This is a genomic window from Prosthecobacter sp. (genome assembly GCF_034366625.1).
Lineage (GTDB): Bacteria > Verrucomicrobiota > Verrucomicrobiia > Verrucomicrobiales > Verrucomicrobiaceae > Prosthecobacter.
Genome location: NZ_JAXMIH010000023.1, coordinates 192598 through 205124, shown reverse-complemented (window position 1 = coordinate 205124; position 12527 = coordinate 192598). Strand labels below are relative to the sequence as shown.

The window sequence follows — 12527 nt, the reverse complement described above, 5'->3', positions numbered from 1 at the left end:
CTTTTGTATCGGTGTTTTGCGAAGTGAAAGAGTCCCTTTCTTTCGCTCAAAATTGTTTCAACATTCTTCACGTCACACCGTCAGACGGCATGCGCGCCACCTTGTGCCGCGTCCCAAAACCCAACCCTCAAGACCATGAAAACCCCGCATCGCCTCCTCACCACGTTCGCGTGCCTCAGCCTCCTGCCCGCAGGACTGCCGCACCTCAGCGCACAACAGCCCGCGGCACCTCCGGCCACCACACCACCGCCTTTGTTGCCTTCCGCCGCTCCGAAGACCACTCCCGCCGATTTTCAGGCGAAAATCATCAAGGACGCCAGTCCCCTGCCAAATGGCGGCCAGTTGCAGATGAGCTATGCCAGCGTGGTCGATAAAATCCTGCCCAGCGTCGTCACCATCCACTCCTCCGCGCCGATCAAGACGCCTGAGATCGATCAAATCCCGCCGCAGCTCCGCCCCTTCTTCTACCGCTTCTTCGGCGCGCCAGATGGTTTTGGCGGAATGAACGAGGATGACGAACCCTCGCTCAATCCGCGCGGCAAGCGCGGCCAGCCACAGCGCCCGCAGCAGTTGCCTGAGGATGAATCGCACCAGCAGCGCGGAGTCGGCTCCGGCATGATCATTTCTGCTGACGGTTACATTCTGACGAACAATCACGTCATCGCTGATGCCAAAAAAATCGAGGTCGATGTCGATACCGATGGCAGCAGCCACACCTACACGGCGGAGGTCGTCGGCGCCGACCCGCTGACCGATGTCGCCCTCATCAAGATCAACGCCACGGGCCTCAAAACCGCCACGATCGGCGACAGCTCAAAGCTCCGCGTCGGCGACATCGTGCTCGCCGCCGGTGCGCCGATGGAGCTCAGCCGCTCCGTCACCCAGGGCATCGTCAGCGCCCTTGGCCGCAGCAATGAGGGCATCGTTGGCAGAGGCAACGGCCAAAGCCGTGTCAAAGGCTATGAGGACTTCATTCAAACCGACGCCTCCATCAATCCCGGCAACTCCGGCGGCCCGCTCGTCGATGCCATGGGCCGTGTCGTCGGCATCAACACCGCCATCCTGTCACGGTCCGGCATGAACGCCGGTATCGGCTTCGCCATTCCGATCAACATGGCACTCAACATCGTCGAAGACCTGCTCGATGACGGCGCCGTGCAGCGCGGCTTCCTCGGCGTGCAGATCACCGATCTCGATGCCACCCTGTCCGAGCGCCTCGGCATCAAAGAACACGGCGGCGCGGTCGTCATGATGGTGGGCGCGGGTTCGCCCGCTGAAAAGGCCGGCATCCAGCTTGAGGATGTCATCGTCAGCATCAACGGCCAGAGGGTCGATAACAGCAGCCGTCTGCGCCTCATCGTCAGCAGTGCCAAGCCAGGAACCCAGATCCCCATCGAGCTCATGCGTGCTGGCAAACGCATCACGGTGAACGCCACGCTCGAAGCCCTGCCGGAGGAAGCCCTGTCCGAAGTCGGCGGCGGATCACTCAAGCCACGTCCAGGCACTGGCGGTGCGCAGCAGCAAAAAGAAAACGTCGGCGAACTCGTCACCGGCGTCACTGTGCAGACGCTCACGGCCGCGTTGCGCGAACGCCATGACGTCCCGGCCAACGTCAGCGGCGTCATCGTCACCAAAGTCGATCCCGAGAGCCGTGCCGCCGCCATGGGCGTCGAGGAAGGCGATGTCATCTCGCATGTGAACCGCAAGGCCGTCGCCAACGCCGCCGAGGCCCGCACCCTCGCCAAAGGCAGCGACAAGACCGTCCTCCTGCGCGTCTGGCGCAAAGGCGACACCATGCTGCTGATGATTGGCAACAACTGACCGTGAAACAGGCTGCCAGCCTGTTCGTCCTGTTTCTCACAAAGCCCGTGCATGATGCTCATGCGCGGGCTTTTTTCTTCCCCCATGCTCTACGACGCCCACAATCACCTCCAGGACGAGCGCCTCGACCCCTGGCGGGATCAAATCATCGCCACGCTGCCGCAATCCGGCCTGGCGGAGATGATCGTGAACGGCTCCTGCGAAGAAGACTGGCCCGCCGTGGCGAAACTCGCTCACAATCACACCTGGATTCGTCCCGCCTTCGGTTTGCACCCGTGGTACGTCAAAAAACGCACAGCCAGATGGTTGGAAATCCTTCGCCAGTATCTTTTGGATCAGCCTAACGCCGTGGTCGGCGAAATCGGCCTCGACCGCTGGATCAAGAATCCGGATATCGACGCTCAGCTCGAATGTTTCCGCTCACAACTCGCCCTGGCCGTCGAATTCGACCGGCCCGCCACCATTCATTGCCTCCGTGCGTTTGGATTGCTGGAACAAACGCTTCGCTCCATGCCGCTGCCGCGTCGCGGCTTTTTGCTGCATTCGTATGGGGGCCCGACCGAAATGATCCCGAGCTTTGTCGAACTGGGTGCGCGGTTCTCCCTCTCACCCTATTTCGGCCATCCACGCAAAGCCGCACAGCTCGCCGTCTTCCAGTCCGTGCCGCTGGACCGCCTCCTCGCCGAAACCGACGCCCCCGACATGTGGCCGCCGGATGAATTGAACCCGCATCCTTTGAAAACCGCCGACGGTGCCGCCCTCAATCACCCGGCCAACCTAAGTGTGAGCTACGAACTCCTCGCCCGGGTGCGCGGCATGCCTGTGGAAGAATTGCAAGGCATCATCGCCGCCAATTACACCACACTCTTTGCCTTCTGAGGCTTGCCAATGAGCAAGACAGGGGCCACCGCTGGCCCGCCACTTGCTCTCATCATGCCTTCCATGCGCAAAACCAAAATTCTCTGCACTCTCGGCCCTGCCACCGAGAGCCCCGAAGTCATTTCCACCCTCATTGCCAAAGGCGCCGACGTCATCCGTCTGAACATGAGCCACGCCTCGCACGACTGGGTGCGCGCCGTCTATGCCCGCGTCCGTGAAGCCGCCGCCGCCACCAAACGCGAGATCGCCGTGCTCATGGACCTCACCGGCCCCAGCATCCGCACCGGCGATGTCGAGCAGCCCTGGCAGCTCCAGGTCGGCGACACCGTCGAATTCCGCTGCAAACCCGAGATCACGGCCACCACACAGTATTCCGTCGGCGTGAACTACCCTGACCTCGGCAAGGACCTCAAAGCCGGTGACACCATCATGGTCGATGGCGGTATGATCCAGATCAAAGCCACAGAAATCTCCACCACCCGCGTCATCGGCACCGTCATGACCAAAGGCGAGATGAAATCCCGCCGCCACATCAATCTTCCCGGCGTTCCCGTGCGCCTGCCGCCGCTCACGCAGAAAGATTATGCCGATCTCGATCTCGGGGTCGATCTCGGGGTCGATTTCTTCGCCCTGAGCTTTGCGCGTGAACCTGGCCACCTCCAGCATCTCCAACTCCTGCTCGAACAAAAACGCAGCAAAGCCCGCGTCATCGCCAAGATCGAGAACCAGCAGGCCCTCAACAACATCGACGCCCTTGTTGAGGCCTCCGGCGGCATCATGATCGCCCGTGGCGACCTCGGCAGCGAGTGCCCCATCGAGGATCTGCCCCTCATCCAGCGCCAGATCGTCGAACGCTGCTCCTACCATGGCCGCAAAGTCATCGTCGCCACCCAGATGCTCGAGAGCATGATCGAAAACCCCGTGCCCACCCGTGCCGAGGTCACTGACATCTTCAACGCCGTCATCGAGCAGGTGGATTGCGTCATGCTCAGCGGCGAAACCAGCGTGGGCCGCTATCCTGACAAGTGCGTCGAGGTGCTCGACACCGTCATCCGCCGCATCGAGCAAAAGTATCCCTCCGGCCGCTTCGCCAGCGATGCGCCGCTCAAAACCAACAAACACAAGACCGTCAAGGCCGCCATCCTGCTCGCCAACAGCATCCCCGGCAGCAAGCTGCTCGTCTTCACCATTCGCGGAGTCATGGCACATCTGCTGGCACACCAGCGCCCCGAATTCGCCCCCATCTTCGCCTTCACGCCGAACCTGCACGTCAGCCGCACCCTCGTCACCGCCCGTGGTGTGCATCCCTTCGTCCTCAAGTTCACCGAAGGCCAGCCTGAGGACAGCATCCGCGATGCGCTCGATCTCCTGCGCAAAGAAAACTTTATCAAGTTGGGGGATCCCCTCGTCATTCTCAGCGATGCCCTCTATGACGGTGTCAATGTCGACGCCATTCTGCTGCGCGAGGCTTGAACACCCGCGTCCGGCCTGCAATTTAGCCGGTGCCACGCCGTATCCTCCACAGCTCGATCATGCGCACCCTCTGCCTGCTGTTTCTGACTGTCATCCTCGCCCCTTTGGCGCTGGCCGAAACGCGTGTCTTCGTCAGCCTCGCTGGAACACTGCTGGAAGCGGAGATCACCGCTGTGGCTGGGGACAGTGTCACTTTGAGACGCGTGAACGATGAGCAATCCCTCGTCGTGAACCGCAAGACGCTCTGCAAGGAGGACAACGCCTACATCCTCGGCTGGATGGAGAAAAATCCGGACAAATCTATCGCTCCCACCACGACCAGTGCTCCCGCTCCAGTGCAGAAATACAGCCTCGCCTGCCAGACGCTGCCTTCCAAAAGCAACCGCGGCCCGCCTGATGGCGGCGAACGCGTCATCGAGCTCTCCTACAACTTCAACCTCAGCAACCGCGAGGTGCAGCGCGACCTCCAAAACGCCACCGGCCTCGCCATCACCCTCGGCAAAAACACCGGGGACTCCGGCAATGATTTGATCGTCCTGCAAAAAGAGGTGTTTGAGGTCAGCATCCGCCCCCAGTCGAAAATGGTTCACTCGACAACGCCCATCCGCCTCACTTACAGCCAGGGCATCGGCACTCCTTATGGCGTGAAAAACTACGGCTACGTTCTCATCATCCGCGACAGCGCCGGCAACGTGCTGTTTGTGGAGGCCAGTCCGGACGCCAATGCCAAGTTCACCAAGGAACTCATCGCCCTCGAGCAAGTGCCTTGCATCGTGGATCGCGACTTCAAGCTCAAGCCTGATTCACAGGTGCCTACGAGCTATATCAGCTTCTGAAGTCGCTCACTCCTTCGTCACTGTTTCGTCCAAGTTCAGCAGCATGAGGCACAGGCTCGTCCATGCCGAATGCTCGACAGCATCGAGTGACTCATCCCGCTTCGACTCACCGACAGCAAGCAGCTTGAGAGCTGAGGCATGATCCGAAGCCTGCTGCACCCGCAATTTGCCGAGTTGAGATTTCAGCAACGCCTTTTCCTCACCGGCAGGTGCTCGACATGTCACCATCTGAAACGCCTGCTCCAGCGCCGCGTCCTCATTGCCACGATGTGCCGACAACACCCGCTGCGCCAGCGCACGCGCTGCCTCGACGTAGGTGATGTCGTTCAATGTCACCAGCGCCTGCAGCGGTGTGTTCGTGCGCGTTGTTTTCACCGCGCACACCTGCCGTGCTGCGTTGTCGAACAGCATCGTCGGCCCCACGATGCGCCTCCAAAAGGTGTAAAGCGTGCGTCGATAGAGCGCATCACCGTGATCCTGCACGTAGCTCTTCTTTCCAAAAGTCGCCTCCTCCCAGATGCCCTCCGGCTGATATGGCTTCACCGAAGGTCCGCCGAGTTGCTCCCTCAACAAGCCGGACACAAACAACGCCTGATCACGAATCATCCACGACGGCATGCGAAAACGAGGGCCGCGCGCCAGATAACGATTCTCAGGATCAATCTGCGCATCCGCCACCTTCGACGACTGCTTGTAGGTTTCGCTCGTCACAATCAACCGCAGCAGCGCCTTCACATCCCAGCCACTCTCGATGAATTCCGCCGCCAGCCAGTCCAGCAGCTCGCGATGCAGTGGCGTTTCGCCCTGCACGCCGAAATCTTCCGCCGTTTTGACCAAGCCCACGCCGAAAAAAGCCTGCCAGAAGCGATTCACCGTCACACGCGCCGTCAGCGGGTTGTCACGGCTCACGATCCATTGTGCGAGGCCTAATCGATCGTTCGGAGCGCCTTTTGGCATCGGCGGCAGGCTGGCTGGCACACTGAAACTCACCTTCGTCGTTGTCGGCTTGTCATACGCGCCCTTCTCAAACGTGAACGTCTCACGCAGCTGCGGCAGCGTGTCCATCACCATGACCTTGGTGACGTTGTTGCTGGCTGAGACGCGTTCCCGCACCGCCGCCAACAGCTTTTGCAGCAGCTTCGCATAGGCCGCATCCTTCTCCTTGAAATAACTCACCGCCTCCAGCAGTGGATCGACACCACGGTTCTTCGGCTCCGTCTTCGCAATGTAACTTGGCAGATTGCCCGGCAGCTTGATCGCATCGGATTCAGTGAGTGGTTTGCCGTCAGGACGCGGAAACTTCGTCAGTTCAAACGTCTCCACCTCCTTGGCGGCAAGTTCGACCTTCGCAGTGGTCTTCTTCACGCGCTCCAGCTCCGCTGGCGTCGAAATATCCATCGCCGGAGCCGCCTGGCCGCTGCGTCCTTTGCCGTCCTCGCTCGTTTGGTTGAAGACATCGTAGAGCGCGTAGTAGTCGCGCATCGTCAGCGGGTCGAATTTATGATCGTGGCACTTCGAGCAGCCCATCGTCAGGCCCAGCCACACCGTACTGGTTGTCTCGACACGATCCATCACGTTCTCCACCCGCGTCTCCTCGGCGATGCGCCCGCCCTCACCGTTGATCATGTGATTGCGATTGAATCCCGTCGCCAGTTTTTGCTCCTGCGTCGCCTTCGGCAGCAGATCGCCCGCAAGCTGCCAGATCGTGAACTGGTCGTAGCGCATGTTGTCGTTGATCGCCTTCACCACCCAGTCACGCCACGGCCACATCGTGCGCTCGGGGTCACCTTGGTAGCCGTTTGTATCCGCATAGCGTGCCGCATCCAGCCAGTCCCACGCCCATCGTTCGCCCAACTGCGGACTGCTCATCAATCGCTCCACCGCACGCTCATAGCTCTCCTCCATCCCATTCCTCCCATCCGGCGGCAAACCGATCAAATCCAACGACACGCGCCGCAGCAACGTCTCCGGCTCAGCCTTCGGCGATGGCTTCATCCCCTTCTCCGCCAGCTTCGCCCGCACAAAGGCATCAATCGGGTTCTTCGCGCCATTGGCAGGCACCTTCGGCCGCTCGATTCGCTCAAACGCCCAATGCCTGCCCCATTTCGCCCCTTGGTCGATCCACTGTTTGAGAAGCTGCTTCTGCGCCTCGGTCAGCTTGCGATTGCTTTTCGGTGTCGGCATCACTTCATCCGGGTCCGTGCTGAAAATGCGCTCAATGAGCGAGCTTTCGTGGCTTTTGCCCGCCACGACCGCCTTGGTCGCCTTCGCCTCCTTCTCCACATCCAGCCGCAGGTCGCCTTTGCGTTCGTTCGCGTCCTGACCGTGGCAATGATAGCAGTTCTCCGAGAGGATCGGCTGAATGTCCCGCGAGAAATCAATCGTCGCTGCTGAAAGCGCGGAGCCGAAACTGATGAGGATGCAAAGAAGACGCATGATTGGAGGCGGAAACAATACGAAGCCATCAGGTTCACTGTTGCCAAGCATGCATGGCCGAACCTAGCATGCTCCATGCACATCCCGACCCTCATCGAGCGCAAGCGCGACGGCGGAGTCCTCAGCGATGAGGAAATCCACGCCATCATCGCCGCGTTCACGCGTGGCGACATGCCGGAGTATCAGATGAGTTCGCTGGCGATGGCCATCTTCTTCCGTGGTATGACGCCGGAGGAAACCGCCGCTCTTACCAACGCGATGCTGCACAGCGGCACCATGCTCGCGTGGAACGACGACGATCCCATCCGCGTCGATAAACACAGCACCGGCGGCATTGGCGACAAAACCTCGCTTGTCCTCGCACCACTGCTCGCCTGCGACGGCGTCTGGGTGCCCATGATCTCCGGCCGCGGCCTCGGCATCACCGGCGGCACGCTCGACAAGCTCGAAAGCATCCCCGGCTTCCGCACGCAGCTCAACGAAGTGGAAATCCACAGTGTTATCGACCAGGTCGGCTGCGCCATGATCGGCCAAACGGCGGGCATCTGCCCTGCCGACAAAAAACTCTACGCGCTGCGCGATGTCACCGGCACCGTGCCGAGCATCCCGCTCATCACCGCGAGCATCATGAGCAAAAAACTCGCCGAAGGCCTCAACCGCCTCGTGCTTGATGTGAAATACGGCAGCGGTGCCTTCATGAAGGCCGAGGCGCAGGCGCATGAACTCGCGCAAAGCATGGTCCGCGTCGGCAATGCGCTCGGCGTGCGCTCCAGTGTGCGATTGAGCGCCATGAACGAACCCACCGGCGAATCTGTCGGCAACGCGCTGGAGGTCGCTGAATGCGTGCGCTGCCTCAAAGGCGAAGGCCCGCAGGATTTGGAGGACATTGTGCTCGATCTCGCCTCCGCCGTGGCCGTTTCACCACGCGTTGATCTGCAAAAGATGCTCCATCGCGGCGATGCCTGGGCCAAATTCCAGCAGATGGTCGCCTTGCAAGGCGGCAGCGTTGAATCACTCGAAAAAATCACCACCGTGCATCGCGCTCCGTTCATCGGCGAGTTCAAAGCCGACAAGAGTGGCGTGCTGCATCGCATGGACGCCGGTGGCATCGGCCAAGTCGTCCTCGAACTCGGCGCCGGCCGATCCAAAGCCGCCGATCCCGTCGATTTCGCCGTCGGCTGCGATCAAATCGCCAAGACTGGCACTCTAGTGCGTTCTGGCGATGTGCTGCTGCGCGTTCATGCACGAACCAAGGCCGCGCTGGCACGCGCCCTCGACGTTTTGCCGCAGCACATCGATGTCATTTGACGTTTCCCTCTCATGAACCGCCGCCGTTTCCTCCAGACCACCGCCGCAGCCGCCCTGATCCATGAACCTGCCCAGGCCGCACCACCAGCGACGCGCATCATCGACACGCACACGCATTTCTACGATCCCACGCGTCCCAGCGGCGTTCCGTGGCCCGGCAAAGGGTCCAAACTCTACCGCACCGTGCTGCCTGCCGACTGGCTTGCCGTCGCAGCACCGCATGGCGTCAAAGAAACGGTCATCGTCGAGGCCAGTCCGCTGGTGGAAGACAACCAGTGGATTCTCGATCTCGCAGCGAAAGAGAAGTCCATCGTCGGTTTCGTCGGTCATCTCGATCCTGGAGCGGAGTTTGCCGCGAACTTGAAACGTTTCGCCGCCAATCCGATATTCCGTGGCATCCGCTGGAGTGGCAATTTCCTGCTCGACGAGGCGAAACGCGAATCCGTGCTCGCAGGGGCCAAACTGCTGGCCGAGCACGGCCTCGAACTCGATTTGAACGGACCCCCAGCTTATCTGCCGCACGCCGCCAAACTCGCCGCCGATATTCCCGATCTACGTGTCCTCATCAATCACCTCGGTGCTCCTGGCGATCCGCAGGCCCTGCGTCCTGAGTGGAAGGACAACATCCGCACCGTTGCCAAGCAGCCGAACGTCTTCATGAAGGTCTCCGCCCTCGTCGAGCAGAAGCAATGGCCCGACGGCCAAGCTCCGCGCGACACAGCCTACTACCTGCCCATTCTCGATCACCTCTGGGAAACCTTCGGCCCCGACCGCCTCATCTACGGCAGCGACTGGCCGGTTTCCGACCGTGGAGCGCCCTACGAGGTCTTGTTCAAGATCGTGGACGAATACTTCCGCGCCAAAGGCCCCGAAGCCTGCGAGAAGTACTTCTGGAAGAACTCGCTGACCGCGTATCGCTGGATCGAACGCCAGTAACCGCATGCGCCTCGTCCTCCAACGCGTCTCTTCCGCCTCCGTAGCCGTCGACAATCAAATCACCGGCCAGATTGGCGCCGGTTTGCTCATTCTCGCCGGCATTGAAAGCGATGACACGGCGGATGATGCAGCCTGGTTAACGCAGAAGGTGACACAGATGCGCATCTTCGGCGATGCGGAAGGCAAGATGAACCTCTGCGTGAAGGACATCGGTGGCGAGTTGCTCGTCGTGAGCCAGTTCACGCTGCATGCGAGCACGAAGAAGGGCAACCGGCCCAGTTTCATCCGCGCGGCACGTCCTGAGCACGCGATTCCGCTCTACGAACAGTTTTTGACGATGCTGGAAGTGGAGATTGGCAAGCCGGTAGCACGCGGCATCTTCGGCGCGGACATGAAAGTGGCGCTGATCAACGACGGCCCGGTGACGATCTGCCTCGACTCACGGGCGCGTGAATAAAAAAACAAAGGGCGGACCGGAGTCCGCCCTTCGCATTTGGTTCTGAGGGGTAAAATCAGGAAAGGCGCGGCTTCACGAGCATTTCGAGGCGATTCACACCACGACGGATACGCGCCTTGATGGTGCCTAGAGGTTCGTGCAGACGCTCGGCCACCTCGGCCTGAGTGAGGCCGTTGAAATAAGTCAGCTCAATGGCTTCGCGCTGGTCGGGTGTGAGGCGGGAGACGGCTTGGTGCAGGATGCCGTCGCGCTCTTTGAACTCGAGGTTTTCATGACCTGAAGGCTCAAACTCGAACTGATCCTTCTTGTTTTCGGTCTCGAAGTCGTCATTGAGCCTGGAGCGTCGCTGTTTGGAGCGGATGCGGTCAATGGCACGATTGCGGGCCAAGGTGGTGAGCCAGGTGAGAGGCTTGCCTTTCCGAGATTCGTAGAGATGGGCCTTGTTCCAGACTTGAACCAGCACCTCTTGCATCACGTCTTCGGTGTCGTGGTGGTCGTTCAGGACGTTGGAAATCGAGGCGAAAATGAGGCCGCTGTACTTCTTGTAGAAGGCTTGGAAGCTGGCCGCATCACGCTCGGCGATCCGCTTCAGCAGGCGGATGTCTTCTTCAACCGTGAGATCCACTTCGGTGGAGGGGGCGATGGCAGTCATGGCAGGTGGGTTAGTGGTTATGAGGAGGATAATTGCGACAAAAAGCCATTTCGTCAAAGTTTTGTTTCAATTTGTCGAAGTTTGTGAAATTTTTGTCTATGTTTTAGAACATCCTTGACCGTGCTAGACAACCTTCAATCGTAATTCAACCGGGAAAAGGCCGGAAAAAAAATTGCAAGCGGCCCTCTTTCTCAGTCACCGTCCCCTCAAGCTGGCTGGGGTTATTTTTTCTTCTTCGCGCCCTTCGCTGGATTCGCCGCGATGCGGCCATTGGGCTGGGCCGGGTTGTAGGCGGTGTTTTTTACGGGCAGGAGAGCCCCGACATCTTTTTGCCAGGCTTGCAGCTCGGCGAGCAGTGTTTTGACACGCTTCGGCTCCTGCGTGGCGAGATTCTTCGTTTCGCTCAAGTCATCGCGCAGGTTGTAGAGCTCAGGCTCGTCGGGTTTCTCGAACCACTGGATGAGTTTCCAGTCGCCCCGGCGAATCGCAGCCCCCGGCGCACCGCCTTGATTGCCGTAGTGCGGGTAGTGCCAGCAGAGTGACCGCTCCGGCAGGTCGCCCTTGCCTTCGAGCAGCGGGCGTAGGCTCACGCCGTCGACTTTGGTGGTCGTTTTGCCACCAGCGACATCCATCAGCGTGGCGAAGTAATCCGGGCTGCACACGGGCGTGTCGATGGTTTGTCCAGCTTTGAGCACGGCGGGCCAGCGGATGAGCAGCGGTTCGCGAATGCCACCTTCGTAGAGCCAGCCTTTGCCACCTCGCAGCGGGAGATTCGAGGTGGGTGAACCTTCGCTGGTGCTCAGACCGCCGTTGTCGGAGGTGAAAATGATCAGCGTGTTCTTGGCGAGATCGAGTTCGTCGAGCTTCGACAAAATCTTGCCCACAGCAAGATCCATGGCCTCGACCATCGCGGCATAGACGGCGTGTTCTTGGACGAGACGCACATCGCGCGGCTCCTCACGGCCAAACTTCGGCTCAAGCCCGAGTTTCTTGCGTTTTTCTTCATACTTGGCCGTCAAATCAGCGCGGGCGTTCAGCGGCGTGTGAACGTCATAAAAGGAGTAGCAGGCGAAGAAGGGCTTGTTCTTGTTCGCTTCGATGAACTTGCAGGTCTCAGTCGCCAGCCGGTCCGGCAAGTGCTCGCCCGGCGGGCCGTCTGGCAGACGCGGGTTATTGTAGGGCGTGAAATACTTCCCAGGGCCATAAGGACCACCGCGATCCACGCCACCCATGTTGCTGTCGTAGCCCTGATTCTCCGGCCAGTAACCTTCTGGCCCGAGATGCCACTTCCCGGCGAAGAAGGTGGCGTAACCCGAGCTCTTCATCATCTCGCCCATCGTCACCTCCTCGTGCGCGAGGCGATCAGTATACGGTGCCGGCAGCAGCAACGTATTGCGCTTCCAAAGCTCGGGCTTCATCGCGGCACCGATGTAGTCCGTCACGCCCGTGCGCTGTGGCCAGCGACCGGTTTGCACCGCCGCACGTGTGGGCGAACACACGGGGCAAGCCGCATAACCATTGGTGAAAAGAGCCCCTTCCTTCGCAATGCGATCCAGATTCGGCGTCTCGTAAAAGGTGCTGCCGTAACAGCCGAGATCCTGCCGGCCAAGATCATCGGCGAGGAGAAAGATCACATTGGGTTTCTCAGCGGCGTGGAGCACGACCGTCAGAAAAAAGAACGCAGGCAGGATTCGAATCATGGCCGCAGGTAACGACACATTCGCCGGCC

10 protein-coding genes are annotated in these 12527 nt (G+C 60.2%); 7 read left to right on the top strand and 3 right to left on the bottom strand.

Annotated features, from left to right (window positions below; genetic code table 11):
- The first annotated feature begins 135 nt into the window (after nucleotides 1-135).
- The 4 genes from U1A53_RS21520 (at nucleotide 136) to U1A53_RS21505 (ending at nucleotide 5009) form a co-directional block, all read left to right on the top strand.
- On the top strand, nucleotides 136-1821 hold the full coding sequence (locus U1A53_RS21520; RefSeq protein ID WP_322283919.1) for a Do family serine endopeptidase: 1686 nt from the start codon (nucleotides 136-138) through the stop codon (nucleotides 1819-1821).
- Between the two features lie 84 nt (nucleotides 1822-1905).
- A complete protein-coding gene (locus tag U1A53_RS21515) occupies nucleotides 1906-2700 on the top strand; it encodes a TatD family hydrolase (protein WP_322283918.1) in 795 nt (264 codons plus the stop codon).
- Between the two features lie 63 nt (nucleotides 2701-2763).
- Nucleotides 2764-4173 (top strand): pyruvate kinase, encoded by a 1410-nt coding sequence (gene pyk, locus U1A53_RS21510; protein WP_322283917.1) that lies wholly within the window; start codon nucleotides 2764-2766, stop codon nucleotides 4171-4173.
- Between the two features lie 59 nt (nucleotides 4174-4232).
- On the top strand, nucleotides 4233-5009 hold the full coding sequence (locus tag U1A53_RS21505; RefSeq protein ID WP_322283916.1) for a hypothetical protein: 777 nt from the start codon (nucleotides 4233-4235) through the stop codon (nucleotides 5007-5009).
- A 6-nt stretch (nucleotides 5010-5015) separates the two neighbouring features.
- Here U1A53_RS21505 and U1A53_RS21500 read toward each other — a convergent pair whose 3' ends face one another.
- Nucleotides 5016-7445, bottom strand: a complete 2430-nt coding sequence (locus U1A53_RS21500; protein ID WP_322283915.1) for a PSD1 and planctomycete cytochrome C domain-containing protein — start codon at nucleotides 7443-7445, stop codon at nucleotides 5016-5018.
- A 75-nt stretch (nucleotides 7446-7520) separates the two neighbouring features.
- Here U1A53_RS21500 and U1A53_RS21495 point away from each other — a divergent pair, with 75 nt between their 5' ends.
- From U1A53_RS21495 to dtd, 3 genes are read left to right on the top strand one after another with little or no spacing between them, the layout of a single operon-like run.
- The gene (locus tag U1A53_RS21495) at nucleotides 7521-8753 is read left to right on the top strand and encodes a thymidine phosphorylase (RefSeq protein WP_322283914.1); all 1233 of its coding nucleotides are present in this window, start codon (nucleotides 7521-7523) and stop codon (nucleotides 8751-8753) included.
- A 12-nt stretch (nucleotides 8754-8765) separates the two neighbouring features.
- A complete protein-coding gene (locus U1A53_RS21490) occupies nucleotides 8766-9689 on the top strand; it encodes an amidohydrolase family protein (protein ID WP_322283913.1) in 924 nt (307 codons plus the stop codon).
- A gap of 4 nt (nucleotides 9690-9693) precedes the next feature.
- Nucleotides 9694-10146 (top strand): D-aminoacyl-tRNA deacylase, encoded by a 453-nt coding sequence (gene dtd / locus U1A53_RS21485; protein WP_322283912.1) that lies wholly within the window; start codon nucleotides 9694-9696, stop codon nucleotides 10144-10146.
- Nucleotides 10147-10201: 55 nt separating this feature from the next.
- Here dtd and U1A53_RS21480 read toward each other — a convergent pair whose 3' ends face one another.
- Entirely contained in the window at nucleotides 10202-10798 is a 597-nt protein-coding gene (locus tag U1A53_RS21480; protein WP_322283911.1) for a sigma-70 family RNA polymerase sigma factor, read from the bottom strand.
- A 221-nt stretch (nucleotides 10799-11019) separates the two neighbouring features.
- Complete coding sequence (locus U1A53_RS21475) at nucleotides 11020-12498, bottom strand: sulfatase (protein WP_322283910.1); 1479 nt, start codon at nucleotides 12496-12498, stop codon at nucleotides 11020-11022.
- Between the last annotated feature and the right edge of the window lie 29 nt (nucleotides 12499-12527).